The organism is Microbacterium aurantiacum, assembly GCF_002872075.1.
In the GTDB taxonomy this organism is placed as follows: Bacteria; Actinomycetota; Actinomycetes; order Actinomycetales; family Microbacteriaceae; genus Microbacterium; species Microbacterium aurantiacum_A.
The window spans coordinates 265,422-292,186 of record NZ_PGGU01000005.1 but is presented as its reverse complement, the minus strand read 5'-3'; the positions used below and the strand labels follow the sequence as shown (position 1 = coordinate 292,186).

The 26,765-nt window shown below is 67.3% G+C and carries 28 protein-coding genes and 2 tRNA genes; 13 read left to right on the top strand and 17 right to left on the bottom strand.

Annotated elements, in window-relative coordinates:
- Positions 1–16 precede the first annotated feature (16 nt).
- The 4 genes from CUR96_RS04410 to CUR96_RS04395 all read right to left on the bottom strand — a co-directional run bounded on the left by CUR96_RS04410 (position 17) and on the right by CUR96_RS04395 (position 4,322).
- Positions 17–1,495, bottom strand: coding sequence for an alanine/glycine:cation symporter family protein (locus tag CUR96_RS04410; RefSeq protein ID WP_102192058.1), 1,479 nt, complete (start codon positions 1,493–1,495; stop codon positions 17–19).
- 99 nt (positions 1,496–1,594) lie between these two features.
- Positions 1,595–2,611 (bottom strand): Fpg/Nei family DNA glycosylase, encoded by a 1,017-nt coding sequence (locus tag CUR96_RS04405; RefSeq protein WP_102192057.1) that lies wholly within the window; start codon positions 2,609–2,611, stop codon positions 1,595–1,597.
- 1 nt (position 2,612) lies between these two features.
- Complete coding sequence (locus tag CUR96_RS04400) at positions 2,613–3,098, bottom strand: ribose-5-phosphate isomerase (RefSeq protein WP_102192056.1); 486 nt, start codon at positions 3,096–3,098, stop codon at positions 2,613–2,615.
- A gap of 39 nt (positions 3,099–3,137) precedes the next feature.
- A complete protein-coding gene (locus CUR96_RS04395; protein WP_102192055.1) occupies positions 3,138–4,322 on the bottom strand; it encodes a ferrochelatase in 1,185 nt (394 codons plus the stop codon).
- Positions 4,323–4,463: 141 nt separating this feature from the next.
- On the opposite strand from CUR96_RS04395, the gene pepN reads away from it, so the two are divergent.
- The 4 genes from pepN (at position 4,464) to CUR96_RS04375 (ending at position 10,288) form a co-directional block, all read left to right on the top strand.
- Positions 4,464–7,028 carry an aminopeptidase N gene (gene pepN / locus CUR96_RS04390; protein ID WP_102192054.1) on the top strand — a complete coding sequence of 855 codons (2,565 nt, stop codon included), beginning with the start codon at positions 4,464–4,466 and terminating at the stop codon, positions 7,026–7,028.
- A gap of 76 nt (positions 7,029–7,104) precedes the next feature.
- A complete protein-coding gene (locus tag CUR96_RS04385) occupies positions 7,105–8,181 on the top strand; it encodes a mechanosensitive ion channel family protein (RefSeq protein ID WP_102192053.1) in 1,077 nt (358 codons plus the stop codon).
- Positions 8,178–8,627 (top strand): globin, encoded by a 450-nt coding sequence (locus CUR96_RS04380; protein WP_102192052.1) that lies wholly within the window; start codon positions 8,178–8,180, stop codon positions 8,625–8,627. The genes CUR96_RS04385 and CUR96_RS04380 overlap by 4 nt, the downstream gene beginning before the upstream one ends.
- The gene (locus CUR96_RS04375; RefSeq protein WP_102192051.1) at positions 8,624–10,288 is read left to right on the top strand and encodes an FAD-binding dehydrogenase; all 1,665 of its coding nucleotides are present in this window, start codon (positions 8,624–8,626) and stop codon (positions 10,286–10,288) included. The genes CUR96_RS04380 and CUR96_RS04375 overlap by 4 nt, the downstream gene beginning before the upstream one ends.
- A 16-nt stretch (positions 10,289–10,304) precedes the next feature.
- Here CUR96_RS04375 and CUR96_RS04370 read toward each other — a convergent pair whose 3' ends face one another.
- The gene (locus CUR96_RS04370; protein ID WP_102192050.1) at positions 10,305–10,970 is read right to left on the bottom strand and encodes a hypothetical protein; all 666 of its coding nucleotides are present in this window, start codon (positions 10,968–10,970) and stop codon (positions 10,305–10,307) included.
- Positions 10,971–11,022: 52 nt separating this feature from the next.
- Here CUR96_RS04370 and CUR96_RS04365 point away from each other — a divergent pair, with 52 nt between their 5' ends.
- Positions 11,023–11,910, top strand: coding sequence for an acyl-CoA thioesterase (locus tag CUR96_RS04365; protein WP_102192049.1), 888 nt, complete (start codon positions 11,023–11,025; stop codon positions 11,908–11,910).
- 12 nt (positions 11,911–11,922) lie between these two features.
- Here CUR96_RS04365 and CUR96_RS04360 read toward each other — a convergent pair whose 3' ends face one another.
- From CUR96_RS04360 to CUR96_RS04345, 4 genes are all read right to left on the bottom strand, one after another.
- Positions 11,923–12,429: an acyl-CoA thioesterase gene (locus tag CUR96_RS04360; RefSeq protein ID WP_102192048.1), complete on the bottom strand. Its 507-nt coding sequence runs from the start codon at positions 12,427–12,429 to the stop codon at positions 11,923–11,925.
- Positions 12,422–14,101 (bottom strand): energy-dependent translational throttle protein EttA, encoded by a 1,680-nt coding sequence (gene ettA, locus CUR96_RS04355; RefSeq protein WP_102192268.1) that lies wholly within the window; start codon positions 14,099–14,101, stop codon positions 12,422–12,424. The genes CUR96_RS04360 and ettA overlap by 8 nt, the downstream gene beginning before the upstream one ends.
- A 116-nt stretch (positions 14,102–14,217) precedes the next feature.
- Positions 14,218–14,715: a DUF6993 domain-containing protein gene (locus tag CUR96_RS04350; protein ID WP_180968930.1), complete on the bottom strand. Its 498-nt coding sequence runs from the start codon at positions 14,713–14,715 to the stop codon at positions 14,218–14,220.
- A gap of 91 nt (positions 14,716–14,806) precedes the next feature.
- Positions 14,807–15,331 carry a single-stranded DNA-binding protein gene (locus tag CUR96_RS04345; RefSeq protein WP_102192047.1) on the bottom strand — a complete coding sequence of 175 codons (525 nt, stop codon included), beginning with the start codon at positions 15,329–15,331 and terminating at the stop codon, positions 14,807–14,809.
- Between the two features lie 209 nt (positions 15,332–15,540).
- Between CUR96_RS04345 and CUR96_RS04340 the strand changes: the two genes are divergently transcribed.
- Positions 15,541–15,810 carry a hypothetical protein gene (locus tag CUR96_RS04340; protein ID WP_102192046.1) on the top strand — a complete coding sequence of 90 codons (270 nt, stop codon included), beginning with the start codon at positions 15,541–15,543 and terminating at the stop codon, positions 15,808–15,810.
- 25 nt (positions 15,811–15,835) lie between these two features.
- On the opposite strand, the gene CUR96_RS04335 is transcribed toward CUR96_RS04340, so the two are convergent.
- Positions 15,836–15,908, bottom strand: a tRNA-Arg gene (locus tag CUR96_RS04335).
- A 60-nt stretch (positions 15,909–15,968) separates the two neighbouring features.
- On the opposite strand from CUR96_RS04335, the gene orn reads away from it, so the two are divergent.
- From orn to CUR96_RS04305, 6 genes are all read left to right on the top strand, one after another.
- The gene (orn, locus tag CUR96_RS04330; RefSeq protein WP_102192045.1) at positions 15,969–16,595 is read left to right on the top strand and encodes an oligoribonuclease; all 627 of its coding nucleotides are present in this window, start codon (positions 15,969–15,971) and stop codon (positions 16,593–16,595) included.
- A 36-nt stretch (positions 16,596–16,631) separates the two neighbouring features.
- Positions 16,632–16,707, top strand: a tRNA-His gene (locus tag CUR96_RS04325).
- Between the two features lie 91 nt (positions 16,708–16,798).
- Positions 16,799–17,428, top strand: coding sequence for a LysE family transporter (locus tag CUR96_RS04320; RefSeq protein ID WP_102192044.1), 630 nt, complete (start codon positions 16,799–16,801; stop codon positions 17,426–17,428).
- Positions 17,429–17,468: 40 nt separating this feature from the next.
- On the top strand, positions 17,469–17,816 hold the full coding sequence (locus tag CUR96_RS04315) for a metallopeptidase family protein (RefSeq protein WP_102192043.1): 348 nt from the start codon (positions 17,469–17,471) through the stop codon (positions 17,814–17,816).
- A complete protein-coding gene (gene clpS / locus CUR96_RS04310) occupies positions 17,813–18,109 on the top strand; it encodes an ATP-dependent Clp protease adapter ClpS (RefSeq protein WP_102192042.1) in 297 nt (98 codons plus the stop codon). The genes CUR96_RS04315 and clpS overlap by 4 nt, the downstream gene beginning before the upstream one ends.
- On the top strand, positions 18,106–18,597 hold the full coding sequence (locus CUR96_RS04305) for a DUF2017 family protein (RefSeq protein ID WP_102192041.1): 492 nt from the start codon (positions 18,106–18,108) through the stop codon (positions 18,595–18,597). The genes clpS and CUR96_RS04305 overlap by 4 nt, the downstream gene beginning before the upstream one ends.
- Positions 18,598–18,610: 13 nt before the next feature.
- Here the strand turns inward: CUR96_RS04305 and CUR96_RS04300 are convergent, their stop codons facing one another.
- The 7 genes from CUR96_RS04300 to CUR96_RS04270 form a co-directional block, all read right to left on the bottom strand.
- Positions 18,611–19,192, bottom strand: coding sequence for a hypothetical protein (locus tag CUR96_RS04300; RefSeq protein ID WP_102192040.1), 582 nt, complete (start codon positions 19,190–19,192; stop codon positions 18,611–18,613).
- Complete coding sequence (locus tag CUR96_RS04295; RefSeq protein ID WP_102192039.1) at positions 19,176–19,508, bottom strand: hypothetical protein; 333 nt, start codon at positions 19,506–19,508, stop codon at positions 19,176–19,178. The genes CUR96_RS04300 and CUR96_RS04295 overlap by 17 nt, the downstream gene beginning before the upstream one ends.
- Before the next feature lie 37 nt (positions 19,509–19,545).
- Positions 19,546–20,802 (bottom strand): DNA polymerase IV, encoded by a 1,257-nt coding sequence (gene dinB, locus CUR96_RS04290; protein ID WP_102192038.1) that lies wholly within the window; start codon positions 20,800–20,802, stop codon positions 19,546–19,548.
- A 63-nt stretch (positions 20,803–20,865) separates the two neighbouring features.
- Positions 20,866–22,404, bottom strand: a complete 1,539-nt coding sequence (gatB, locus tag CUR96_RS04285; protein WP_102192037.1) for an Asp-tRNA(Asn)/Glu-tRNA(Gln) amidotransferase subunit GatB — start codon at positions 22,402–22,404, stop codon at positions 20,866–20,868.
- Positions 22,404–23,921 (bottom strand): Asp-tRNA(Asn)/Glu-tRNA(Gln) amidotransferase subunit GatA, encoded by a 1,518-nt coding sequence (gene gatA, locus CUR96_RS04280; protein ID WP_102192036.1) that lies wholly within the window; start codon positions 23,919–23,921, stop codon positions 22,404–22,406. Before gatA ends, gatB begins: the two co-directional genes overlap by 1 nt.
- A complete protein-coding gene (gene gatC, locus CUR96_RS04275) occupies positions 23,918–24,217 on the bottom strand; it encodes an Asp-tRNA(Asn)/Glu-tRNA(Gln) amidotransferase subunit GatC (protein WP_102192266.1) in 300 nt (99 codons plus the stop codon). The genes gatA and gatC overlap by 4 nt, the downstream gene beginning before the upstream one ends.
- A 137-nt stretch (positions 24,218–24,354) precedes the next feature.
- Entirely contained in the window at positions 24,355–24,978 is a 624-nt protein-coding gene (locus CUR96_RS04270) for a hypothetical protein (protein ID WP_102192035.1), read from the bottom strand.
- A gap of 64 nt (positions 24,979–25,042) precedes the next feature.
- Between CUR96_RS04270 and CUR96_RS04265 the strand changes: the two genes are divergently transcribed.
- Complete coding sequence (locus tag CUR96_RS04265; RefSeq protein ID WP_102192034.1) at positions 25,043–26,743, top strand: long-chain-fatty-acid--CoA ligase; 1,701 nt, start codon at positions 25,043–25,045, stop codon at positions 26,741–26,743.
- Positions 26,744–26,765 lie beyond the last annotated feature (22 nt).

Genomic DNA, 26,765 nt, shown 5'->3' with positions numbered 1-26,765 from the left:
AGCGGCGGCAGAGCAGTCAGCGCTTGCCTGCCACGGGGATCGCCTGCGTCTTCCACTCCTCCCAACCGGGAGTGCCCTGCATGAAGGACTCGACCTCGCCGCGGCTCGCCCGCAGCTTGGGATCGTTGTCGAGGTATTTCTTCGTCTCGCGGGCCACCAGTCCCGAGAGGATCAGCAGGCCGATGAGGTTCGGCAGGGCCATGAGCCCGTTCATCACATCGGAGAAGGCCCAGACGACCCCCAGCTGAACCGTGCAGCCGATGAAGACGACGAGCGAGAACACCATCCGGAACGGCATCACGGCGCGACGGCCGAGCAGCCGCTCGATGTTGCGCTCGCCGTAGTATGACCACCCCAGAATCGTCGAGGCGGCGAACATGACCAGGCCGATCGTCACGATGATGTGGCCCCAGTCCCCGGGAAGACCGTGCGAGAAAGCGGCTCCGGTCATCAGTGCCGGGCTGATCTGCTCGCCCGTCGCCGGGTCGATCTCCTTCCAGGTGCCGGTCGCCACGATCACGAGACCCGTGCACGTCACCACGATGATCGTGTCGATGAACGTCTGTGTCATCGACACGAGCCCCTGGCGCACCGGATGACTCGTCTTCGCCGCCGCGGCCGCGATGGCCGCCGACCCCATGCCGGACTCGTTCGAGAAGATGCCGCGGGCGACGCCGAACTGGACCGCGATGATGATCGCGGAGCCGGCGAAGCCGCCGACGGCGCTCGTGCCGGTGAAGGCCTCGCTGAAGATCTGCGCGAAGGCCGCGGGAAGCGCGCCGACGTTCGCGATCAGGATGTACAGCGCGCCGAGCACGTAGAAGATGATCATGATCGGCACGAACCCTGCCGTCACGCGTCCGATGGACTTGATCCCGCCGACGAGCACCACCATCGCGAACACGGTCAGCACGATGCCAGTCACCCAGGTGGGAACCTCGAAGCTGGACTGGAGGTTCTGGGCGATCGAATTCCCCTGCGTCATGTTGCCGATGCCGAAGCAGGCGATGACGGCGAACACGGCGAAAGAGAGGGCGAGGACCTTTCCAAAAGGACCCGGGATCCCGCGCTCGAGGTAGTACTGCGGCCCGCCGGATTTCTCGCCCGCGGCATCGGTGGTGCGGAACCGCACGCCGAGGAAGGCCTCCGAATACTTCGAAGCCATGCCCAGCAGGCCGGTCACCCACATCCAGAACAGAGCGCCGGGGCCGCCGATGCCGATCGCGGTCGCCACGCCGACGATGTTCCCCGTTCCGACGGTGGCGGCCAGCGCCGTCGTCAGTGCCTGGAACTGGGAGATGTCACCATCGGAGCCCGGGTCCTTGCGCGTGAGCAGGCCGAGACGAAGTGCGGAACCCAGGCGGATGAACTGCAGCCCACCCAGCCGGATCGTCAGATACAGCCCCGTTCCCAGGAGCAGCGGGATGAGGACGAACGGCCCCCAGATGACTCCGCTGATCGTCTCGAGGATGGTCTGCAATCCGGTGAGGTCCATGTCGACTCCTGTCTGCGCTGCGGGGCGAAAGCGTTCTCACCCTATTCACAGACATCACGGGTCAGCCCGCCATGCCACCGCGTGTTCGCAGACGGATGCTCAGGCCTGGCAGCGCGGGCACCAGTACAGCTTGCGCGCGCCGATCTCCTCGAGCGCGATCTCGGTGCCGCAGACGCGGCAGGGCAGACCCGCCCGGTGATAGACCCAGTGGCGATCATCGCGACTCGCCATGGCCGCACGGTACTGCGAGGGATCCAGATCGTCCATGGTCATCATCTGGCCGGTCTCGACGCCGATCGCAAGGAGACGCACCCAGTCCCGCCACAGCGCACGGACTGTCTCCTCCGGAACGTCGCGACCCGGCGTGTGCGGGTTGAGCCGCTCCCGGAACAGCATCTCCGCACGATAGACATTGCCGATGCCGCTGACCACCGACTGATCCATCAGCAGCAGCGCGATGACGGTCTGCTTCTTCCGCACGGCACGGACGAAACGCTCCTCGTTCTCGACAGGATCGCCGACGAGCGGGTCGGGACCGAGCCTGGCGACGGTGGCGAGCATCTCTTCCGGCGTCTGCAGAACACACGCCGTGGGTCCGCGCAGATCCGCAGCCGTGATGTCGGTCATGAGTCGCAGCCGCACCTGCCCGACGATGGGCGGCGGCCATTCGGCTCCCTCGTCGGCGAGGCCCTTCGTCTGCTCGGACATGCGCACGCGCACCCGCGTGCGCCGGGGCGCACCGATGGACGAGAGGGAGTTCTCTCCCGCGTCATCCAGGATCGGCGCCTCGTCGTCGATCAGCGCGTCGAGGTCGGTGCCACGCTGGTTCGTCTGGCCCATCCGCCCGTTCGCCGATGCGATCGTCGCGTCGGCCTCGATCTCGCCCGCGAAGTCCCAAGCGCCGTACAGGCCGAGGTGCACCCGCAGCCACACGTCGCCCTCTGTCTCAAGGAACATCTGCTTGCCGACGGCCTGGACGCTCACCGCCTCACGTCTGTCGAGGACGGCGGCTCCTTCGGCGAAACGGCCCTGCGGGCTCGACGCCAGAAGGGTCTTGCCGATGAAGTTGCGATCGAACTGACGCGCGATCCGGTGGACGGAATGCCCCTCGGGCATGTCAGGCCCGGGGATCCGGGAGCAGTGAGCCGTCGCGCTCGTAGGCAGCGATCTGCGCGATGCGGCGGACGTGCCGCTCCTCGTCGCTGAACGGCGTCGAGACGAACCGGTCGATGAAGCTCGTCACCTCGTCGAAGGAGTGCTGACGAGCCCCGATCGCGATCACGTTCGCATCGTTGTGCTCGCGGGCGAGCTCGGCTGTGGAGAGGTTCCAGACGAGGGCGGCCCGGATGCCCTGCACCTTGTTCGCCGCGATCTGCTCGCCATTGCCGGATCCCCCGAAGACCACGCCCAGGGCCTCGACGCCGGCGCTCTGGTCCGATACGACCGCCTGAGCGGCGCGGATGCAGAAAGCGGGATAGTCGTCCACCGCGTCGTACTCGATCGGACCGTGGTCGATGACGTCGTGTCCGGCGGAGCGCAGGTGATCCTGCAGCTGGGTGGAGAAATCGAGACCGGCGTGATCGGTGGCGATATGGATGCGCATGGGATCCATCCTAGAAGTCCGCAGGCTCTGCCCGTGGGTTCAGGGAGCGAGACCGGCGGCGGCCGGCTTGAATCCGGCGCGCACGTTCTCGCAGCAACCCGGCCGGCAGATGTCGAAGCTCGGTCCGAGGTCCGTCACGTGCGAGCGCTCGGATGCCGCTCGTCCTTCGAGTCGCTCCTGGATGAGGTCGACGATCCCGGTGACGAACGACGCGGAGACACCCGGCGTCGGCGTACGGATGAAAGAGAGTCCGGCGTCCGCGGCTGCCTCCGCCGCCTCGGTGTCCAGATCCCACAGCACTTCCATGTGGTCGCTCATGAAGCCCACCGGCACCACGACCACGGCCGTCCGGCCGCGCGCCGGAAGCTCGCCGATCACGTCGCAGACATCCGGCTCGAGCCAGGGCTGCGTCGCGGGACCCGAGCGCGACTGGTAGACCAGCTCCCAGGCGACGTCGGTCGCGGCCGGGACGGCCTGCCCGACACGGTCCATGACCCAGCCGGCGACGGCCTCGTGCTGCGCCGCGTAGGCCCCGCCTGGTCCGAAGTCCACATCGCGGGGTCCGGAGCGCTGCGCGTCGGCGGTGGGGATGCTGTGCGTGGAGAACAGCACCTGGATCGCGTCGGCAGGGATGCCGTCGGCGAGGAAGCCCTCGACCGCGGTGCGCACGCCGGTCTCGAAGGCGGCGACGAAGCCGGGGTGATCGTAGAAGGGGCGGATCTTGTCGATCGTGACCGTGCCGCCGAGGCCGGTCTCCTCCAGGACCTGGGCGAAATCCTCCCGGTACTGCCGGCAACTGGAGAACGAGCTGTAGGCGCTGGTGGCGAAGGCGAGAAGAGTGGTGTCCCCCTGCGCCGCGGCCTCGGTGACGGCATCGCTCAGATAGGGCGTCCAGTTGCGGTTGCCCCAGTAGACAGGGAGCTCGATGCGGCGCTCCGCCAGTTCGGCCTCCAGCGCCTGCTTGAGCGCGCGGTTCTGTCCGTTGATCGGACTCACCCCGCCGAAATGACGGTAGTGATGCGCGACCTCTTCGAGACGCTCATCGGGGATGCCTCGCCCACGGGTCACGTTACGCAGGAAGGGGATCACGTCGTCCTGCCCCTCAGGCCCTCCGAAGCCGGCGAGGAGCACACCGTCGTACGCGACGGGAGTGGTCACATAGGGGGCGCCGTCAGCGGCAGCGGGAGAAGCATGGGGAACGGCATCCGAATCGATCGCGGTCACCGTTCCATCCTTCCACCCGAAACCTATGGGTATCCCCTCAGCGCTCGCCCGGCGCGGCTCCTGGCGTAGGCTGTCATGGTTGCCGTCGACGCCAGCCGCGTCTCATTGCGGTGACATCCCCTCACCCCTGGGAGTACAGCTGTGCCTGGAGAGAACCTCACCCGCATCGAAGCGCAGGAGCGCCGCGACGTCATCGACACGCAGTCGTACGAAGTCGCACTCGATCTGACGAAGGGTGCTGAGGTCTTCGGCTCCCGGAGCGTCGTGCGCTTCACCGCGACGCCGGAGAGCTTCACGTTCATCGATCTCATCGCCCGTGAGGTGCGCGAAGTCTCGCTCAACGGCGAACTGCTGGACCCGGACGAGGTGTTCGGGGACTCCCGGATCGCGCTCGCGGGCCTGAAGGCCGAGAACGTGCTCGTCGTCGACGCCGACTGCGAGTACACGAACACCGGTGAGGGCCTCCACCGCTTCGTCGACCCGGTCGACCAGGAGGTCTATCTCTACTCGCAGTTCGAGGTGCCGGATTCGCGGCGCGTGTTCGCCGTGTTCGAGCAGCCCGATCTGAAGGCCACCTTCCAGTTCACGATCACCGCCCCCGCCGCGTGGAAGGTCGTCTCCAACTCACCCACCCCCGAGCCCATCGTCCACGACGCTTCGGCCGGTGCCGAGAGCATCGCCACCTGGGGTTTCGAACCCACGCCGCGCATCTCGTCGTACATCACCGCCCTGGTCGCCGGCCCTTACGAGTCCACCTTCTCGGAGCTGACCAGCGCCTCCGGCAAGGTCATCCCACTCGGCGTCTACGGACGCAAGAGCCTGTGGCAGCACCTCGACGCCGACTACATCTTCGACAAGACGCGCCAGGGCTTCGAGTACTTCGAGTCAAAGTTCGGGGTTCCGTACCCGTTCGCCAAATACGACCAGCTCTTCGTCCCGGAGTTCAACGCCGGTGCGATGGAGAACGCGGGTGCGGTGACGTTCACCGAGTCCTACGTCTTCCGCAGCAAGGTCACCGACGCGGTCAAGGAGCGTCGAGTCGTCACGATCCTGCACGAGCTCGCCCACATGTGGTTCGGCGACCTGGTCACCATGAAATGGTGGAACGACCTCTGGCTGAACGAGTCGTTCGCCGAGTGGGCGTCGACCATCGCGACCGCGGAGGCCACCGAGTGGACCGAGGCGTGGACCACCTTCAACGCGATGGAGAAGACCTGGGCCTACCGCCAGGACCAGCTTCCGTCGACGCATCCGATCGTCGCCGAGATCAACGATCTCGAAGACGTGCAGGTCAACTTCGACGGCATCACGTACGCCAAGGGCGGGTCGGTGCTCAAGCAGCTCGCGGCCTGGGTGGGCATCGAGGCGTTCTTCGCCGGCGTATCCCAGTACTTCCAGAAGCACTCGTGGGGGAACACCGAATTGAGCGACCTGCTGGTCGAGCTGGAGGCCACCAGCGGCCGCGAGCTCAGCACCTGGTCGAAGAAGTGGCTCGAGACCGCCGGGGTCAACACCCTCGAGCCGGTCATCGCCGATGACGCCGACGGCACGATCACTCGTTTCGCCGTGACGCAGACGGCCCCGGCCGACTACCCGACCATCCGTCCGCACCGCCTGGGCATCGGCTTCTACACGCTCCAGGACGGCGCGCTCGTCCGCAGCCACTACATCGAGGTCGACGTCGACGGCGACCGCACCGAGGTCCCCGAGCTGCACGGGCTGAAGCGGCCCGACCTGGTGCTGCTCAATGACGACGACCTCGCCTACGCGAAGATCCGTCTCGATGAGCGCTCGCTCGCCACCGCGATCGCCCACCTGGCCGATATCAGCGCTCCGCTGGCACGGTCGCTCGTCTGGGGTGCGGCGTGGGATCAGACCCGCGACGCCGAGAGCGCGGCATCCGACTACATCGACCTCGTCCTCGGCAACATCGGCCGCGAGACCGAATCGACCACGGTTCGCACGACGCTCGCGCAACTGCGGACCGCCGCCAACCTCTACGTCGCACCCGCGGAGCGCACCGCCGCCCGCCAGAAGATCGCCGACGGCCTGTGGGCCCTCGCCGAATCGGCAGAAGCGGGCAGCGACAGCCAGCTGCAGTTCGTGACCGCGTTCGCGAACGCGCTGGTAACCCCGGAGCACGCCGGCATCGTCGGACGCCTCCGCTCCGGCGAGGAGACGCTCCCCGGCCTCGAGATCGACGCCGACCTCAACTGGCAGCTGCTCGTGGGCCTCGCCACCATCGGCGCGACGGATGCGGCATCCATCGACGCCGCGCTCGCCGCGGACAACACCTCCAAGGGCGGCGAATTCGCGGCGCAGGCGCGTGCTGCTCTTCCGGACGCGGAGTCCAAGAGGGCCGCGTGGGCCTCGCTCATCGAGCGCGATGACGCACCCAACACGATCGTCCGCGCTGCCGCACTCGGCTTCGTGCACCCGGCCGGCGTGGGCGTGCTCGGTGAGTTCGTTCCCGCCTACTTCGACATGCTCGTGCCCATCTGGGAGTCCCGCAGCTACCAGATCGCCCAGTACCTCATCACCGGGCTCTACCCGACGGCACTCGGGAACGTCGAGCTCCGCGATGCCACCCGCGCCTGGCTCTCGGCCAACCAGGACGCCGCTCCGGCGCTGCGCCGTCTGGTCCTGGAGAACCTGGCGGATGTGGAGCGGGCGCTGGCCGCTCAGGCACGCGACGCCGACGACTGATCCCCCGCCTCTCGATCGGGCCTCTGCCGCAGCGCTTCCAGCCTGCGCAGAGGCCCGATCAGTAGGATCAGAGGTGATGATGATCCCCTTCGACACCACTGAGCCACCCGCTGATATCGTGCCCGCCTGGTGGGAGTCGGCGCTCGCCATCCTCACTGGTGTCGGGTGGAGGGCGCTCCACGTCGCACTGATCATCATCAGCTGCATCGTCATCGCCCTCGTCCTGCGCTTGGTGATCCGCCGCGTCGTCCATCGCATCGTCGACACCGCGAAGAGCAAGGCCGCGGTCGACGACACTCAGGCGCTCGAGCGGTCGCCCCTCGCGGACATGCGGCTGGTGCAGCGCACCCGCACGCTCGGCAGCATCCTGCAGAACATCGTCAACGTGATGCTCGTCGTGATCGCGCTCGTGCTGACCGTCAACGCTCTCGACCAGAGTCTGCTCGGCTCGCTCACCCTCCTCACGGCCGCGGTGGGCGCAGGCCTCGGCTTCGGTGCGCAGAACATCGTCAAGGACGTGCTCAACGGCATCTTCCTCGTCGCTGAAGATCAGATCGGCATCGGCGACGTGGTCGACCTCGGCCTGGCCAGCGGTGTCGTCGAATACGTCAGTGTGCGGATCACCCAGGTCCGCGATGTGAACGGCACGCTCTGGTATGTGCGAAACGGCGAGGTGCTGCGCATCGGCAACATGTCCCAGGGGTGGGCGCGCGCCATCATCGACCTCGGCGTGCCCGCCGACGCAGATCTAGACCTCGTCGAGCAGACCATGCTCGAAACAGCACAGGGGCTCGCGAAGGACCCGAAGTGGCGCACGCGAATCGTGGAGAAGCCGGAGATCTGGGGGCTGGAGTCCATCGGCGGCGAGGCTCTCGTCGTACGCGTCGTGATCAAGGCTCGCGCGAACGCGAAGGATGACGTCTCGCAGGAGCTGCGCAAGCGACTGCGCGCCGCTCTCGCCGACAAGGAGATCGCCGTCCCGAGCATGGCTGCTGTCGTCCCGTCGGGGCTGGAGGGCGCCCAGCGCGTCCGCGGCGCCAACCCGCCGAAGACGCGCCCGACCGCCGTCACCGGGGTACCACAGGTCTCGCGCGGCATCTGGCGCAAGAAGGACACACCGAAAGACTCACCGGAGCCGAAGGACACGAAATGACGTTCTACGACGAGGTCGGCGGCCGTGAGACCTTCGCGAAGATCGTCTCCGCGTTCTACCGGGGCGTCGCCGATGACCCGGTGCTGAAGCCCATGTATCCCGAGGAGGATCTGGGTCCTGCCGAGGAGCGGCTCCTGCTGTTCCTCGAGCAGTACTGGGGTGGGCCGACCACGTACGGCGAGACACGCGGACATCCGCGCCTGCGGATGCGGCACATGCCGTTCCACGTCGACCCCGATGCGCGCGATCGTTGGCTCCGGCACATGCGCAGCGCTGTCGAAGAGGCGAAGTTGTCACCTCTGCACGAAGCCACGCTTTGGGACTACCTTGAGCGAGCCGCCTATGCCATGGTGAACACATTCGAGCCGTCTGGCATCGGTCCGGTTTCGGGCGGTCGCCAGACGCTCGAGACCCGAGCAAGTCAGGATTCAACGGAGACATCATGACGCACCACCCCGCCTCCCTGTCCACAGACGTCCTCGTCATCGGATGGGGACTGGCGGGTCTCGTCGCCGCCTGCGAAGCGCTCGACGCCGGCCGTCGCGTGATCATCGCCGATCAGGAGTCCCGTGCGAACCTGGGCGGCCAGGCCTGGTGGTCCTTCGGAGGGCTGTTCTTCGTCGACTCCCCCGAACAGCGCCGGATGGGGATCAGGGATTCCCTCGAACTCGCGTCGCAGGACTGGTTCGGGAACGCCGCCTTCGACCGACCGGAGGACAAGTGGCCGCGCCGCTGGGCGCAGGCCTATCTCGAGTTCGCCTCGGGCGAGAAGCGAGCTTGGCTTCGCGAGCGTGGGGTGTCGTTCTTCCCCGTCGTCGGCTGGGCCGAACGCGGTGGTTACGGTGCACTCGGCCCCGGCAACTCCGTCCCCCGGTTCCACATCACCTGGGGCACCGGTCCCGGGATCGTCGCCCCGTTCATCGTGCGCGTCGAACAGGCCGAGGCGGAAGGGCGCCTCGTCGTGCTTCCACGCCACCGCGTGACGGGACTGATCGTGACCGACGGTGTGGTCACGGGTGCGCGAGGCAATCTCCTCGCACTCGATGACGCTGTCCGCGGCGCCGCCTCCTCTCGCGACATCGCCGCGGACTTCGAGGTCACCGCCGCCGCGACGATCGTGTCGTCCGGGGGCATCGGCGGCAACCACGACCTCGTCCGCGCCGCCTGGCCGGACCGACTCGGCACACCGCCGGAGCACATGCTCACCGGTGTTCCCGCCTACGTCGACGGCTCGATGCACGAGGTGAGTGCAGCCGCCGGCGCCCGTCTCATCAACGGGGACCGGATGTGGCACTACGTCGAGGGGATCACCAACTGGGATCCGGTGTGGCCCGCGCACGGCATCCGCATCCTCCCCGGACCGTCTTCTCTCTGGCTCGATGCGACCGGCGCGCGGTTGCCGGTACCGCTGTTCCCCGGCTTCGACACGCTCGGCACGTTGGCGCATCTCCGGCGCACAGGCCACGACCACTCCTGGTTCGTGACCTCCCGGCAGATCGTCGAGAAGGAATTCGCGTTGTCCGGCAGTGAGCAGAACCCCGACCTCACGGGCAAGGACGTGAAGCTGCTGCTGAAGTCGAGGCTCGCGAAGGGACCCACCGGGCCCGTACAGGCCTTCCTCGACGAGGGCGAGGACTTCATCGTCGAGAACGACCTGGAGACCCTGCTCGAGCAGATGCGCCGTCATCCCGGTGGCGATGCGCTCGACATCGACCGTGTGCGTCAGGAGGTGACAGCCCGCGACCGCGAGATGGAGAACGACTTCACGAAGGATGCGCAGATCGGGATGCTCCGCTCGATGCGCGCCTACCGGGGTGACAAGCTCATTCGCACTGCGGCGCCGCACCGCCTGCAGGATCCCGCCGCCGGACCGCTCGTCGCTGTGAAGCTGCACGTCCTGACCCGAAAGTCGCTCGGCGGAATCGAGACCGACCTGGACGGTCGTGCGCTCGGGGCTGACGGCACGCCGATCCCGGGACTGTTCGCCGCGGGCGAGGCGAGCGGCTTCGGCGGCGGCGGGGTGCACGGCTACCGTGCGCTGGAGGGGACCTTCCTCGGCGGGTGCCTGTTCTCGGGTCGCCAGGCCGGCCGCGCAGCCACACGTTGAGACAGAGGACGCTCGATCAGGCGGCGGAACCGGTGCCGCGTACGGCGGTGAGCCCCGTCGAGACGGGCCCTCTGGCCAGAACGTGACCGCGCCGGAAGGCGAGGCGCGTCCAGCGGCCGGACTGCGTCACCTGGACCTGTTCCTCACCGGAGATGAATCCGAAGGCGTCGGCGGCGAAGGCGACCCCGCGCGGGAGACCGCCGAGATCCTCGTCGGGCTCACCCCAGATGGCCGCGCGCAATGCTCGAACCGCCTCCTCGCCGGCGCCGGGGGTCGCTCCGCGTGCGACCGCGGAGATGCCCCACTGAGCGCGCTGCGCGATCACGGACGCCGGAAGCGTCGTGGACGCCGCCCACCCGCCGCGTGGCGGCGCGATGCCCGCCCAGGCCGGCGAGAGACCCGTCTCCGGAAGCTCGAGTGCATGCGCATCATCGGATTCGGCGAGCGAGTCCACGACGATGTCGCACTCGAGTTCGGGGTCGACGTGGACGATGCGCATCGAGAGCACCGTCGGAGTCTGGTCGAAGAGACCGTGGGGTGCGAGAGCGGCAGCCGTCAGGGCGAGCACGCCATTCGCGGCCTGCAGCCGAACCCCTTCATCTGAGATCCGTTTCGCCCGGCCGACGAAGGTCAGCACGTCGCGGGACGTCTCCGGATCAGCGAGAAGGAGATGATGGGGCACGCCCTCTAAACTAGCAACGACAGGCGATGCCTGCGGTCGCGGAGAGGAACACATGAGCGCGGACACGCACGCGAGGAACACCGTCGATCGCCTGCTGGACGTGCTCGATCTGGACTTCTCGCAGGCACGGACGACCGAGGACATCTTCACCGGCACGTCGCATCCGATGCCGACCGGCCGCATCTACGGCGGCCAGGTGCTCGCGCAGAGCCTCATCGCCGCGGAGCGCACCCTTCCCGAGAATCGGACCGTGCACTCGATGCACGGCTACTTCCTGAGACCGGGCGACTCCTCGCAGGGCATCACGATCGCCGTGGACCGCATCCACGACGGCCGTTCCTTCTCGACGCGACGCTCGCAGGCGTATCAGAACGGGGTGCCGATCTTCTCGATGATCGCGTCCTTCCAGGACGACGATCCCGGCCTCGAGCATGCCGTGCCGATGCCGGAGGGCGTTCCCGCCCCTGACACGCTCTCCCCCGACGAGGACCGTGTCGTCGGCCTTCCGGATGCCGTGGTGCGGATGCTGAGCGAGCGTGCCGCCGACATCCGCCACGTCGATTCGCCGCTGTACCTTCCGAGCGACGACGAGCGCGTCCCTCATCAGGGAGTCTGGATGCGGATGCGGGCCTCTCTTCCGGATGATCCGGTGCTGCACCGGGCGGCGCTCGCGTACCTGAGCGACATGACCATCCAGGAGTCGATCCTGCGCGCCCACGGGGCGTATTGGTCGCTTCCTGGGCTCAAAGTGGCCAGCCTCGACCATGCGATGTGGTGGCACCGTCCGGCACGTGTCGATGAGTGGCTCCTGTACGTGCAGGAGTCGCCCAACGCCCGCGGCGGACGCGGACTCGCGACGGGCCGGATCTACACCGAGGGCGGCACCCTGGTCGCGAATGTCGCGCAGGAGATCATGGTGCGGGTGCCGGAAGCACCTTGACCCGTACGGTGATCAGCGGCGGTTGTACTCGATCGGCGGGCCGATGAACGGCTCCCAGGCGTCACGCATCTCGTCGCTGAGCCGAGTCGGCCGACCGGTGCCGGCATCCACGAGGACGATGATCGCCGTGGAACGCGCATAGATCACACGCTCCGGGAACGACGGGTCGTTGTGAACTTCGTAGCAGACCTCGATGCTGGAACCGCCGAGCTTGCCGAACCACATCTGCACCTCGAGCGGATGCCGCTGGTACGGCACCGGAGCGAGGTACTCGATCTCCTGGCGGGCGATGAGGGTGAGGATGCCCTCGTCGATGCCGGAGTCCAGCACCGCCGTGGACGGCGCCTCCTCCCCCGGTCCTGCCCGCCAGAATGCGCGCACCCGCGCCTCCTCGAGCAGCTTGAGCATCGAGGTGTTGTTGACGTGATTGAACGCGTCGAGATCGCCCCAGCGCAGGTGGATGGGGATGTGCAGCCTGCCCTCAGCCGGCGAGGCTGCACCTGGCCGAAGGTCAGTCACGAGTCAGCTTGCGGTGAGTCGAGCGATGCGGCTTGGCGGCATCCGCACCGAGACGCTCGATCTTGTTCTGCTCGTACGCATCGAAGTTGCCCTCGAACCAGTACCACTGGTCGGGGTTCTCGTCGGTGCCCTCGTAGGCGAGGATGTGAGTCGCGATGCGGTCGAGGAACCACCGGTCGTGGGTGATGACCACGGCGCAGCCGGGGAACTCGAGCAGCGCGTTCTCCAGCGAGCTCAGCGTCTCGACGTCGAGGTCGTTGGTGGGCTCATCGAGCAGCAGCAGGTTGCCGCCCTCCTTGAGAGTGAGGGCCAGGTTCAGGCGGTTCCGCTCACCACCGGAGAGCACTCCGGCTTTCTTCTGCTGGTCCGGCCCCTTGAACCCGAACTTGGAGACGTACGCGCGCGACGGGATCTCGGTCTTGCCGACGGTGATGTAGTCGAGTCCGTCGGACACGACCTCCCACAGCGTCTTGTTGGGATCGATGTTCGAGCGGGACTGGTCGACGTAGCTGATCTTGACGGTCTCGCCGATCTTGAGGTCGCCACCGTCCAGCGGTTCCAGCCCCACGATCGTCTTGAAGAGCGTGGTCTTTCCGACGCCGTTCGGGCCGATGACGCCGACGATGCCGTTCGGCGGCAGGCTGAAGCTGAGGCCGTCGATGAGCGAGCGGCCGTCGAAGCCCTTCTTCAGCTTCTTCGCCTCGATCACGATGCCGCCGAGTCGCGGGCCCGCGGGGATCTGGATCTCGTCGAAGTCGAGCTTCCTGGTCCGCTCGGCCTCGGTCGCCATCTCCTCGTAGCGAGCGAGGCGGGCCTTGGACTTGGTCTGGCGGCCCTTCGCGCTGGAGCGCACCCACTCCAGCTCCTCCTTGAGACGCTTGGCGAGCTTGGCGTCCTTCTTGCCCTGGACCTCCAGGCGCTCGCCCTTCTTCTCCAGATACGTCGAGTAGTTGCCCTCGTAGCCGATCAGCCGGCCGCGGTCGACCTCGGCGATCCACTCGGCCACGTGGTCGAGGAAGTACCGATCGTGGGTGATGGCGATCACGGCGCCCTTGTAGGCCTGCAGGTGCTGCTCGAGCCAGAGCACGCTCTCCGCGTCGAGGTGGTTCGTGGGCTCATCCAGAAGCAGCAGATCCGGCTTCTGGAGAAGGAGCTTGGCGAGGGCGACACGGCGCTTCTCGCCACCCGAGAGCGGCGCGATGGCGGCATCCGCGGGCGGGGTGCGCAGCGCGTCCATGGCCTGGTCCAGCTGGGAGTCGAGATCCCAGCCGTCGGCGGCATCGATCTCCTCCTGGAGCGTGCCCATCTCCGAGAGGAGCGCGTCGAAATCGGCGTCCGGATCGGCCATAAGCGCGGAGATCTCGTTGAAGCGGTCCAGCTTCGCCTTGATCGCGATGCCCTCCTGGATGTTCTCGATCACCGTCTTCGACTCGTCGAGCTCGGGCTCCTGCATCAGGATCCCGACCGTGAAGCCGGGCGAGAGCTTGGCCTCGCCGTTGGACGGGGTGTCGAGTCCCGCCATGATCTTCAGGATCGTCGACTTACCGGCGCCGTTCGGGCCGACCATGCCGATCTTCGCGCCGGGGAGGAACGCCATCGTCACGTCATCGAGGATGAGCTTCTCGCCCACCGCCTTGCGGGCACGGACCATGGAGTAGATGTACTCTGCCACCGAAAACGCTCCTTCTGTGTCGTCGAAGATCGACACTCCAGCCTACCGGCCTCCGCTGTGCGCACCTGCCGGGACCGAGTGGCCCCATCGGGATCGGGGCCAGGCCCGCGCCGAGGTCACCAGTCGATCGGTCGCGTGGTTCCGACGAGGCAGCGCCCTTCGGCGAGCTGTGCCATGACGGCGGTGACCGGCTCTCCGGTCGACGGTCCCACCTGTCCGATCAGGCAGTGCGCATCGCCCCAGCGGACGGAGAACTGCAAGCTCTCCACCGCATTGCCGACCGTGGTCTCGTCCGGCGTGACCTGCATGAGCGCGCGATCGAATCCGACCGCAACCAGAGCATCCACGTACGCCCGGCCCGACGCACGCTGTTCCGAAGCCCACACCTGCTGCGTGACGGCGGTGAAGACCGGCAGGTTGGCCTCGGCCGTGCCCGCTGGGTCGTATGCCGGCGCCTCGGGCGCCTCCGTCGCGGCCGGCGCACTCTCCGCAGGCTCGGGGTTCGTCGACGGATTCGGCGTGGGACTGCATGCGGTGAGCAGCATCGCGACGGCCGCTGCGGTCAGTACGCCCCGGGTCGCGCGCGAAACAGGGGCGTTCGGTCGTCGGAGCACGATCCGAGTCTACGGGTCGTGCTCCGACGACCGCCTCTGGCGACAACGGCGCTGAATCGCTCGAAGGGACGCCTGGTTCGCTCGCGATCGCTCAGTAGGGTGCGGTCTCGGCATCGGCCAGCTCCGGCGCCGCATCCGGAGTCGTCCACACGGCTGCGCTCAACGCCATCGCCTCGTCAGGATCGACGGCGTTCTCTTCCTCCTCCTGCCCGGCGCTCGCTTCGGCCGCTGCCTGCGCACGGTTCTCGGCCGACGCGGAGCGCGCGGCGCGAGCGTACGCCGCGGTCCCCCATCGAAGATCGTGGCCGATCGTGTCCGCATCGATGTCGACGCTCGTGCCGTGCTTGCCGTTGGCCTCCCAGTTGCGGATCTTCAGGCGCCCGGTCACGATGACGCTGTCCCCGGACCGCAATGATGCCTTCGCATGTTCGGCCAGTTGCCGGAACGCCGCGATCGAGTACCAGTTGGTACTCGTCTCGATCCACTGCTGGGTCGAGTTGTCGAACCTTCGCTGGGAACTCGCCACCCGGAAGTTCGTCACGGGGATCCCACTGGGCGTGCGACCCAGTACCGGGTCTGTGGCGACGTTTCCGATGATCGTCAGCGTGTCGGTCATTTCCTTCTCCTCTGCATGCCCGGGTCGATCGCCCGGATCGCTCCAGGATGCGCCTGCCGACACACGGGGGAACGCACCGAACTCGGGAACGGTGCACTCTTCATCCCAGCCGCGGAATCGTGCAGGAAGGGTCAGGCAGGCGCGCCTGAATCGGTCTCGGCGCGAATGTCGGTGGTCGCTCATATGTTCGAACCAGAAAGGAGATTCCGATGTCCGACAACCTGATCACGTCCCTGCCCGAGGTCCCCTATGCGACTCCCCGACTCGCCACCACGCGCGAGAAGCTCGTTCGAGCGGCCGACCACCTGTGGCGCGTCCAGGACGCGAACGGCCGAATCCTCGGCCATCTGCGCATCGTCGCCGACCCGCTCGGCCTTCGGTACCGCGCCGAGCGACTGCACCTCGCCACCGGGACGTTCCGCATCGTCGGAGAGTTCTGGCGTCCCGACGATGCGGTCGCGGTGCTGCGCTACGCGTGAGGGAAGATCGTCGTCACGATCGGTGTGCCCCCGGCAGGATTCGAACCTGCGACCAAGAGATTAGAAGGCTCCTGCTCTATCCCCTGAGCTACGGAGGCGGCCTAAATACCGTACCGCGCTCCGGAAGGCGATGTCTGCGCCGTCGATAGGATGGCGTCATGGTATCTGCGTCCGAGAATGATCGACTCGTCTGGATCGACTGCGAGATGACGGGGCTCGATCTTCAGGTCGATGAGCTCGTCGAGATCGCCGTCGTCATCACCGATTTCGAGCTCGAACCCGTCGATCCGGGGTTCCAGATCGTGATCAGGCCGAGCGAGGCGGCACTGGACAACATGAACGACTTCGTGACGAAGATGCATGAGAGCTCGGGGCTCATCGAGGAGATCCCGCTCGGCGTCTCCCTCGCTGATGCCGAGGCGCAGACTCTCGCCTACATCAAGCGGTTCGTCCCGTTGGAGCGCAAGGCTCCGCTCGCCGGCAACACGATCGGCACCGATCGGATGTTCCTCGCGAAGTACATGCCGCAGATCGACAACTGGCTGCATTACCGCAACGTCGACGTCTCCAGCATCAAAGAACTCTCCCGTCGCTGGTATCCGCGGGTGTTCTTCCAGGCCCCGGCGAAGGACGGCGGGCACCGCGCACTGGCGGACATCCTCGAGTCGATCAGAGAACTGCGCTACTACCGCGAAGCCGTCTTCGTCGCCGAGCCCGGACCCTCCAGCGATCAGGCACGAGAGATCGCCTCGCGCACCGTGTCGGAGTTCGCCCCGAACGTGTAATAGAATCGTCTGGTTGCCTTCTCCGGTAGGCACATGGTGGCTATAGCTCAGTTGGTAGAGCACCGCGTTGTGGTCGCGGGGGTCGCGGGTTCGAGCCCCGTTAGCCACCCCAATACATGAAGAGGCCCGAACCCTGAGGTTCGGGCCTCTTCTGCATCCGGCACCGTCGCGGGGCGAGTCCGGCACGACCGTAGACTGTCGAGGTGTCGCTGACGGTCTGGCTCTCTCTCCTCACGGCTTGCGTGGTGATCAGCTTCACTCCCGGCGCCGGTGCCATCAACACCATGTCGAATGCCCTGAGCCAGGGCTGGCGCCGCTCGATCTGGGGCGTGATCGGACAGCAGCTGGCGCTCATCGTGCACGTCGTGATCGTCGCGGCGGGCGTCGGCCTCATCGTCTCCAGTTCGGAGATCCTGTTCAACGCCATCCGCTACTCGGGTGCCGCGTACCTCGTGTACCTCGGCATTCGGCTCATCCTCGCCCGGCCCGTGATACCGGACGAAGACGAAACCGCGGCCCCCGTCTCCCGCGAGGGTCGCTGGTCGATGATCCGGCGGGGATTCTGGGTCAATCTGCTCAACCCCAAGGCGATCGTGTTCTTCCTCGCCTTCATCCCCCAGTTCGTCCGTCTGGACGAGCCACCGCTCCCCCAATACCTCACGCTGATCGGCACGGTGATCCTTGTCGACGTGATCGTCATGTGGGGCTTCTTCGCCTCCGCGGCGCGACCGTTCCGCCGGCTCACGCAATCGCCGCGCGGGCAGCGGACACTCAACTCCGTGTTCGGCGCCCTGTTCATCGCCGTGGCCGCGCTGCTGGTGTTCGTGCACTGACGATCTTCGGAACTCCGCTCTCCCCATAGGCTGGGCTGTGATGAACATGGATGCCGCCGCCTTCGAGGAACTCGTCATCGACGAGCTCGATCGCCTGCCCGACGACATGGTGGACGGCCTGGAGAACGTGGTCTTCGTGGTCGAGGATCGCCCAGAGGACGGCAGCCTCGACCTTCTCGGTCTCTATGACGGTCTGGCCCTCACCGAACGCACCCAGTATGGGATGGGCGAACTCCCGGATCGCATCATCGTGTATCGGGAGCCCCATCTGGAGGCGTGCGATGACGAGGACGAGCTCCGCGACGAGGTGCACACCACGCTGGTTCACGAGATCGCGCATTTCTACGGGATCGATGACGAGCAGCTGCACAAGCTGGGGTGGGCATGAGCCTGCCGTCGATCTCTCCGGACATCCAGGAGACCACTGACCTCTCAGCCGCACCGCTGGAGCCCTGGCAGGTCGTCGTCTGGAACGACCCGGTGAACCTGATGAGCTACGTCGTGCGGGTCTTCCGGACGTACTTCGGGTATTCGATGGAACGGGCGACCGCCCTGATGCTGGCGGTGCACAACGACGGACACGCCATCGTCGCAACCGGTCCGCGAGAGACCATGGAAGTGCACGCCCAGGCGATGCACGACTATGGACTGTGGGCGACGGTTCGTAAGGCCCCGCTGTGAAGGAGAAGACCATTCAGCTCTCCATCGCCCGTCTCGAGGGAATCCACTTGTCACGTCTCGTCGATGACTTCATCGAGCTCGTCGACACCGGGCGCGACACGAGCGATCCGGCGATCGCCCGACTGACGCCGAACGCCTATCCGGAAGACGTCGACGCGTCGCGTGGCTTCGCGGACAGCACCCGGGACGACCTCCTCGACCGCAGGGTCACCGATGCGGCGACTGTCCGCTCGGCCCTCGAGGGATTCGACGTCGACGTCGAATCCCTCGCCGAGGAAGAGGCGCTCGCGCCCCGCGACGTCATCGTCCGCGCGGCCGACATCGATGCCTGGCTGCGTACGCTGACCGCGCTCCGGCTCGTCATCGCCGACCGACTGGAGATCACGGACGACGACCAGTACGACCCGGACGACCCGCGCTACGGCATCTACACCTGGCTCGGCTACCGGCTCGAAGGCCTGATCCAGGCCGCCGACGATCTGGACTGAGTGCCACCCGAGTTCAGGGAATTTCGACGATCCGCGTCGCGAGCGTCCGTGGTGCATCGCGCTCGATGTGGCGACGCTCCTGGGCCGCCCATCGGTCCCAGTGCGGCCGGTACGTGTCGCCGTCGCGCCGGAGCGCCCGTGACTTGCGCGAATGATCTGGAGCGTCCACCCACACTCCGACGTCGGCGAGCTTGGCGGTCAAGGGTGTGAGGGAACCGCTCCCCTCGATGATGACGCCGAGAGCGGGATCCACGGCATGGCTCTCGGCATCCGCCTCGGCCTCCCAGTCCCACCGTCGCCACGTGCCCAGGAGGCCACGGCCGTGCGGCCTCAGAATCCATTCGGCGGCGCGCTCTACCCCGGCGTCAAGACCATCCCACCCCGGGTAGATCGAGTCCAGCGCGATCAACTGCACCCGGCCAGCCATCGGCCACCGCCGGAGTAGGCGCTGCGCGAGCGAGGACTTGCCGGCACCGCTGCATCCGTCGATGAGCACCACCGGGTTGGCAGCGGCCAAGGCCTTCACGTCATCCGCGATCAGTGCCGCGGCATGCTCCAGAGCAGCCGCGACGGGGTCCTCACTTCTTGAGTGCACGGATGATGCGGGTGATCGCCCGTCCTGCGACCCAGACGAAGGGGATCGCGACGGCGAGCAGCGAGACGAAGTTCGGCTCGAATCGCAGACCCTCTTCGCGGCGGACGTAGACCCCCAGCGGGATCGCGATGCCACCGCCTCCACCGCCCTCGCCCTCCGCGGCGCCGTCGGCACCACCTGATCCGCCACCGAATCCGGTGCAGGTCAACGCGACGGGAGTGAACTCCGCGCCGTCGACCGTCTGCGTGTTTCCGTAGGCGCTGTTCACGCCGAAGGATCCGGCGTTCTTCCCGAGTTCCAGTGCGATGTTGGGCATGAACCCACGCTAACCCACGACCGGGCCGCTCGGAACGTCAATCCAGTCCGTGAGCCTTCGGGTGCTGCGCTGCGCCGCGCCCCTCACCGCGCCCCAGATGGCGCGCTCTGGTGATCGTGGCATTGCCGAAACGCGCGACGGCATCGTCGACCGCACCCTCGACGCGCCGCCAGTCCTCGTCGTCGTCCCAGAGCCCCATCACACTGCCACCCGCCGGGCGGAGGTTCTCGGCCCGCACGCCGACCAGGCGAACCGGGTCGCGACGCTCGATCTGTTCGAAGAGCGCCTGCGCGGCCTCTCCGATCCGCTGACCCACAGCGGTGGCCTCGGGAAGGGTCTGCGATCTGCTGAGAGTGCGGAAGTCGTCGAAGCGGATCTTGATGGCCACGGTCCCCGTCTCCCAGTCCGCGCGCCGAAGCCGGGCGGCGACACGATCGGCAAGCCTCAGCAGCTCGGCACGGAGGTACACACGATCGATGACGTCGTGATCGAACGTCTCCTCGTGCCCGATGCTCTTCTCCACGCGCTCCGTCTCGATGAGTCGCGCGTCTTCGCCCCACGCCAACTGCGTCAGACGGGCGCTGAGAGCCGCACCCACCGCCCGATCGAGCATCTCCCGGGAAGACTCGCGGATGTCGCCGATGGTGCGGATGCCGCGACCCTCCAGCGCCTCTGCAGCCTTCGGCCCCACACCCCACATGGCCCGCACCGGGCGGAGCGCCAGGAAATCCAGTGTGTCGGCGGCGGCGACCACCAGCATCCCGTCGGGCTTCGCGATCGTCGACGCCATCTTCGCCACGTGCTTCGTCGCGGCGACTCCGACGCTGCAGGTGATCCCGACCTCCGCCTGTACGCGCTCCCGGATGAGCTGAGCGATTCGCGCTGGGCTCCCCCACAGCCGACGTACCCCCTGCACGTCGAGGAACGCCTCGTCGACCGACAGCGGCTCGACGAGCGGCGTGAACGACTCGAAGATCTCCATCACCTGGCGGGAGACCTCGTGGTACCGGTGGAAATGCGGAAGGACGATGCGGGCCGAGGGGCACAGCCGCAGCGCCTGCGACACCGGCATCGCCGCACGCACGCCGTAGCGCCGAGCCTCGTACGAGGCGCTGGAGACGACGGAGCGGCCGTCCGGCGCACCGATGATCAGCGGGAGCCCGCGTAGTGACGGATCGTCGAGTACCTCGACCGCCGCGTAGAACGCGTCCATGTCGACGTGCAGGATGCGGGTGCCCGTATCGTCGGCGCCGTCGGAGGATACGACGCGCCCTCTGCCGTCACCGTGTCCCATGTGCCCATTCTCTCCCGGACCTCGGACACGAGGTCCGGGAGGAGCGGTCAGCCCGCGGAGTGCTTATGCTTCGGGTTCACCGGCGCGAGCCAGGACCAACTCGCGCACGCGAGCGGCATCGGCCTGGCCGTTCATCGCCTTCATGACGGCGCCGATGACTGCACCGGCTGCCTGAACCTTGCCATCGCGGATCTTCGCCATCACGTCCGGCTGGCTCGCCAGCGCGTCATCGATGGCGGCGATCAGTGCGCCGTCATCGGAGACGACCGCCAGACCACGTGCATCGACGACCTGCTGCGGCGTCCCTTCGCCCGCGATGACGCCCTCGAGCACCTGACGTGCCAGCTTGTCAGTGAGCGTGCCCGCCTCGACGAGCTGCTGAAGGGCGGCCACATCTGCCGGGCTGACGAGCTCAGCAGCATCCTTGCCCTGCACATTCGCTGTGCGGGTGATCTCACCGGTCCACCATTTGCGCGCCGCAGCCGGGGATGCGCCGGCGGCGATCGTCGCCTCGACCTCTCCGACCAGCCCGTTGTTGCGGACGTCCTGGAACTCCTTGTCCGTGAAGCCCCACTCGGTCATCAGGCGACGTCGACGGGCGACAGGCTGCTCGGGCAGAGCCGCACGCAGTTCCTCGATCAGCTCGGCCGGCGGCTGCACGGGCAGCAGATCGGGCTCCGGGAAGTAGCGGTAGTCGTCGGCATCCGACTTCGGGCGACCAGGAGATGTGGCGCCGGTGTCCTCGTGCCAGTGCCGCGTCTCCTGCCTGATCGTGCCGCCGTCAGCGAGAATCTGCGCCTGACGCTGGATCTCGTACTTGACGGCGCGTTCGACGGAGCGCATCGAGTTGACGTTCTTCGTCTCGGTGCGGGTGCCGAGCGGGGCCGGCTGCTCGCCTTCCGCAACTCGCGGGCGCAGCGACACGTTCGCGTCGCAGCGCAGGTTGCCGCGCTCGAGGCGCGCTTCCGAGATGCCGAGACTGCGCACGATGTCGCGGATGGTCTGGACATACGCCTTCGCGACCTCGGGGGCGCGGTGGTCGGTGCCGAAGATCGTCTTCGTGACGATCTCGACGAGGGGCACACCGGCACGGTTGTAGTCGACGAGCGAGTACTCGGCACCCTGGATGCGGCCGGTCGCGCCGCCCATGTGGGTGAGCTTGCCGGCGTCCTCCTCCATGTGCGCGCGCTCGATCGGAATCTGAACGATCGTGCCGTCCTCGAGCTCCACCTCGACCGAGCCCTCGAAGGCGATCGGCTCGTCGTACTGCGAGATCTGGTAGTTCTTGCCGAGGTCGGGGTAGAAGTAGTTCTTGCGGGCGAAGCGGCTCGACTCGGCGATCAAGCAGCCGAGGGCGAGGCCCAGGCTGATCGACGAGCGGATCGCCGTCTCGTTCACGACCGGCAGCGAACCGGGGAGGCCCAGGTCGACCGGTGCGATGAGCGTGTTCGGCTCGGCCGCGTGGTACAGCTCGTTCGCGGGGTTCGGCGCATCCGAGAACATCTTCGTGTTCGTGTTGAGCTCGACGTGCACCTCGAAGCCGAGCACGGGCTCGAACAGCTCGAGCGCCTTGTCGAAGTCCATGAGCTTGGCGGCGGCCATCAGCGGGTTCCTCCCGTGAGCTGGGGTGCGCGGTTCAGGAGCGGGGCGCCCCACGAGTCGAGCAGTATTGCTTCGAGCGCGGCGCCGACCTTGTACAGGCGGGCGTCCTCGCGTGCCGGAGCGATGAACTGGATGCCGACGGGCAGGCCGTCCTCGGAGGCGAGACCCGAGGGGATCGAGATGCCCGGGACTCCGGCGAGGTTCACCGGGATCGTGGTGATGTCGTTCAGGTACATCTTCAGCGGATCATCGACCTGCTCGCCGATCTTGAACGCGGTGGTCGGCGCCGAAGGCGTCGCGATGATGTCCACATCGGCGAATGCGTGCGCGAAGTCCTGCTGGATGAGAGTCCGGACCTTCTGTGCACTGCCGTAATAGGCGTCGTAGTAACCGGCCGACAGGGCATAGGTGCCGAGGATGATGCGGCGCTTGACCTCATCGCCGAACCCGGCGTCGCGAGTCGCCGACATGACGTCTTCGACTGTGGGGTTTCCGTCGGGGGTGACACGCAGCCCGAATCGGACCGAATCGAACTTGGCCAGGTTGCTCGAGGCCTCCGCCGGGAGGATCAGGTAGTACGCGGCCACGCCGAACTCGAAGTGCGGTGCCCCGATCTCGACGATCTCCGCGCCCTGCGCCTCCATCAGCGCGAGTGCGCTGCGGAACGACGCGGCGACGCCAGGCTGGAAGCCGCTGTCCGGAAGCTCACGGATGACGCCGACCTTCAGGCCCTTGAGCACGTCTCCTCTGGCGCCCTCACGAGCGGCTTCGGCGAACGACGGCCAGGCGTCACGCAGAGAGGTCGAGTCCTTCGGGTCGTACCCGCCGATCGCATCGTGCAGCAGTCCCGCGTCGAGCACGGTGCGGGTGACGGGGCCGACCTGGTCGAGGCTCGACGCCAGGGCGATGGCGCCGTAGCGGCTGACGCCGCCGTACGTGGGCTTGACGCCGACCGTTCCCGTCACGTGTGCGGGCTGCCGGATGGATCCGCCGGTGTCGGAGCCGAGGGCGAGCGGGGCTTCGAAGGCGGCGACGGCAGCCGCGGAGCCACCGCCGGAACCACCGGGGATCCGGTCGAGATCCCAGGGGTTGCGGGTGGGGCCGTATGCGGAGTGCTCGGTGGAGGAGCCCATCGCGAACTCATCCATGTTGGTCTTGCCGAGCGGGATCAGTCCTGCTGCGCGAGAGCGGGCGACCACGGTGGCGTCGTAGGGCGAACGATATCCCTCGAGAATGCGCGAGCCGCTGGTCGTCGGCTGGTCGGTCGTGACCAGGACGTCCTTGATGGCGAGCGGGACGCCGGCGATCGGTCCGAGCTGCTCGCCGGCTGCGCGGCGCGCGTCGATCGCGGCGGCAGCATCGAGCGCGTGCTCGTTGATGTGCAGGAAGGCGTGGACGTCGCCGTCGACGGCGGCGATGCGGTCGAGGTGCGCCTGCGTCGCCTCGACGCTGGAGACCTCGCGCGAGGCGAGTTTGCCGGCGAGCTCCGCTGCGGTCAGGCGGATGATGTCGCTCACTGCTCTTCTCCCAGGATCGCGGTGACGCGGAAGCGGCCGTCGGCCTGATCCGGTGCGTTCTGCAGCACCTGCTCGTGCGTGAGCGGCTGCCCGACGACATCGGGGCGGAAGACGTTGCTCAGCGGTATCGGATGACTCGTCGCGACAACGTCGGCGGTCGCGACCTGCGACACCTTCGCGATGTTGTCGACGATGGCGTCGAGCTGGCCGGTGAGCCGCGACACCTCGTCGTCGTTCAACTGGATGCGCGCGAGCACGCCGAGATGGCGCACAAGATCAGGGGTGATTTCAGACACCACACCAGTCTAGATCCGGATGGTCTGTGTCCCTTGCCGCCCGCTTTGGCTCTGTCAAGGTGGAATGGCCAGGGTTGATCCCACGGATTGCGTCAGGAATCAGAGGGAACGTCAACCTGTTGTGAGCATTATTCGGGTCAACGCAGCTGCGGGACGGCGGTCTGTGGATCGTGGACGATGCTTTCGAGGTCGCCGCGGAGGCTGGTGGCGCGGATGGGGACGCTCGGCAGCGCGATCTCAGCGCACTTTCGGGCGAGTTCCAGATCGCCCGCCAGGGCCGCGACCCGTGCCCATGTGAGCAGGTGGGCGGGGTGCGGCGGGTCGGCCCTCGCTGCGCGTGCGGCCTCGTGGAAATCGCCGGGCCAGACGGTGAGGCGGCCGAAGAACGCGTCGGACTGCCGGTCCCACTCCGAGACGAGGAACGACACCGCCTCGGACGCCTCTTCCGCGGTCGAGCCGTAGACGAAGTCAGGGTCATGATCGTTGCGGAACCCCGGGATGATGGATGACCGCCAGGCGCAGTCAGCTTCGCGAAGCTTTGCCGGATCGATGACGTGATGAGACATGTCGCCGAGCAGGGTGAGATGCACGCCGAGGTCGACGCGGAACACCCCACGACGCGGCTGGTGCACGACTTCCACGACGTGCGCGACCGGCTCGGCAACACGCCGCAGCACATCCGCGCTGCGGGTGAATCCCTGCGCCTTCAGGACCGGGTAGAACTGCTCGCGGAGGAGCGCGGTCGTTGTCTGCCTGTCCACAGGGGAATTGTAACCAGGCCGGGCGACGGGACGCCCGGGACTGCCGCCCGCATAGGCTGTCGGCATGACGACGTACGATCCCCCTCGCCCCTGGATCTCCAGCTATGCGGCAGGAGTTCCGGAAGATCTCTCGCCCGTCGAAGGTTCGCTGGTCGACATCGTGGCGGCGTCCGCACGGGAGTATCCGGATGCCCCTGCGCTGCAGTTCTTCGGCAGGGAGACGACGTACGCCGCCCTGCAGGAGGCGATCGACCGCGCCGCATCCGGTCTGCGCGATCTCGGCGTGCGCGCCGGAGACCCGGTGGCGATCGTGCTGCCGAACTGCCCGCAGCACATCGTCGCGTTCTACGCCGTGCTGCGACTCGGCGCCGTGGTCGTCGAACACAACCCGCTGTACACCCCGCGCGAGCTGCGCAAGCAGTTCGAGGACCACGGAGCGAAGCACGCGATCGTGTGGAACAAGGTCGTCGGAACGGTGCAGGAGTTCCCCGCCGACCTCGTCGTGTCGAACCTGATCTCGGTCGACGTCACCCGGGCGATGCCGTACCTCACGCGCGTCGCGCTGCACCTGCCGGTCGCCAAGGCACGCGAGTCGCGCGCCGCCCTCACCGAGAAGGTGCGCGGCACGGTGACCTGGGATGCTCTGGTGTCGTCCGCACCGCTGCCGACCTCGCACCCGGCACCGGGAGCCGACGATCTCGCCATCATCCAGTACACCTCGGGCACCACCGGTACCCCCAAGGGCGCTTCGCTCACCCATCGCAACCTCCTCGCCAACGCCGCGCAGGCGCAGGCGTGGGTGCCATCGATCCAGCGCGGCAAGGGCTGCGTCGTGTACGCGGTGCTGCCGATGTTCCACGCCTACGGGCTCACGCTGTGCCTCACCTTCGCGATGTCGATGGGAGCCCGGCTGGTGCTCTTCCCGAAGTTCGATCCTGATCTGGTGCTCGACGTCGTCAAGAAGCACCCGGCGACCTTCCTTCCGCTCGTCCCGCCGATCGCCGATCGCCTGCTGGCCGCGGCGAAGAGCAGAGGAGTGTCCCTCGACGGGATCGAAGTGGCGATCTCCGGCGCGATGGCGCTCCCGCACGACCTCGTCGTGCCGTTCGAGGAGGCGACGCACGGCTACCTCGTCGAGGGCTACGGACTCAGCGAGTGCTCCCCCGTGCTGATGGCGAACCCCGTCGCCGAGAGCCGGGTTCCCGGCACCGTCGGACTGCCCCTCCCCGGGACGGAGTGCCGGGTGGTCGACCCGGATGCGCCGACCGTCGATGTTCCGGCCGGAGCCGCCGGTGAACTGATCGTCCGAGGCCCGCAGGTCTTCTCCGGCTACTACGGCAAGCCGGAGGAGACGGATGCCGTCTTCGTCGACGGCTGGTTCCGCACCGGCGACATCGTGACGGTGGACGAGGCCGGATTCATCCGCATCGTCGACCGGATAAAGGAGCTCATCATCACGGGCGGCTTCAACGTCGCGCCCACTGAGGTCGAGAACGCGCTGCGTCAGCATCCGCAGGTGATCGACGCGGCGGTGGTGGGGCTGCCGAGCGAACACTCCGGTGAGGAGGTCGTCGCCGCGATCGTCATCGCGGAGGTCTCGGATGCCGACGTCGAAGCGATCCGCGAGTTCGCCCGCGGAATCCTGACCCCCTACAAGGTGCCGCGGCGCGTCTTCGTCGTCGACGAACTCCCCAAGTCGCTGATCGGGAAGGTGCTGCGGCGCCAGGTGAAGGAGAAGCTCGTCGCGCTGACGACCGGCTCCTGAGCCGACTTCACAGGTGCGAGCG

Bases quoted from the DNA above. Each gene is read 5' to 3' on its own strand.
- clpS (WP_102192042.1), top strand. From the start codon at position 17,813: ATGAGCCTGCCGTCGATCTCTCCGGACATCCAGGAGACCACTGACCTC.
- CUR96_RS04405 (WP_102192057.1), bottom strand. From the start codon at position 2,611: ATGCCCGAGGGGCATTCCGTCCACCGGATCGCGCGTCAGTTCGATCGC.
- CUR96_RS04265 (WP_102192034.1), top strand. From the start codon at position 25,043: ATGACGACGTACGATCCCCCTCGCCCCTGGATCTCCAGCTATGCGGCA.
- CUR96_RS04410 (WP_102192058.1), bottom strand. From the start codon at position 1,495: ATGGACCTCACCGGATTGCAGACCATCCTCGAGACGATCAGCGGAGTC.
- gatB (WP_102192037.1), bottom strand. From the start codon at position 22,404: ATGGCCGCCGCCAAGCTCATGGACTTCGACAAGGCGCTCGAGCTGTTC.
- CUR96_RS04315 (WP_102192043.1), top strand. From the start codon at position 17,469: ATGAACATGGATGCCGCCGCCTTCGAGGAACTCGTCATCGACGAGCTC.
- orn (WP_102192045.1), top strand. From the start codon at position 15,969: ATGGTATCTGCGTCCGAGAATGATCGACTCGTCTGGATCGACTGCGAG.
- CUR96_RS04375 (WP_102192051.1), top strand. From the start codon at position 8,624: ATGACGCACCACCCCGCCTCCCTGTCCACAGACGTCCTCGTCATCGGA.
- CUR96_RS04365 (WP_102192049.1), top strand. From the start codon at position 11,023: ATGAGCGCGGACACGCACGCGAGGAACACCGTCGATCGCCTGCTGGAC.
- CUR96_RS04385 (WP_102192053.1), top strand. From the start codon at position 7,105: ATGATGATCCCCTTCGACACCACTGAGCCACCCGCTGATATCGTGCCC.
- CUR96_RS04400 (WP_102192056.1), bottom strand. From the start codon at position 3,098: ATGCGCATCCATATCGCCACCGATCACGCCGGTCTCGATTTCTCCACC.
- CUR96_RS04340 (WP_102192046.1), top strand. From the start codon at position 15,541: ATGTCCGACAACCTGATCACGTCCCTGCCCGAGGTCCCCTATGCGACT.
- CUR96_RS04295 (WP_102192039.1), bottom strand. From the start codon at position 19,508: ATGCCCAACATCGCACTGGAACTCGGGAAGAACGCCGGATCCTTCGGC.
- dinB (WP_102192038.1), bottom strand. From the start codon at position 20,802: ATGGGACACGGTGACGGCAGAGGGCGCGTCGTATCCTCCGACGGCGCC.
- CUR96_RS04345 (WP_102192047.1), bottom strand. From the start codon at position 15,331: ATGACCGACACGCTGACGATCATCGGAAACGTCGCCACAGACCCGGTA.
- CUR96_RS04380 (WP_102192052.1), top strand. From the start codon at position 8,178: ATGACGTTCTACGACGAGGTCGGCGGCCGTGAGACCTTCGCGAAGATC.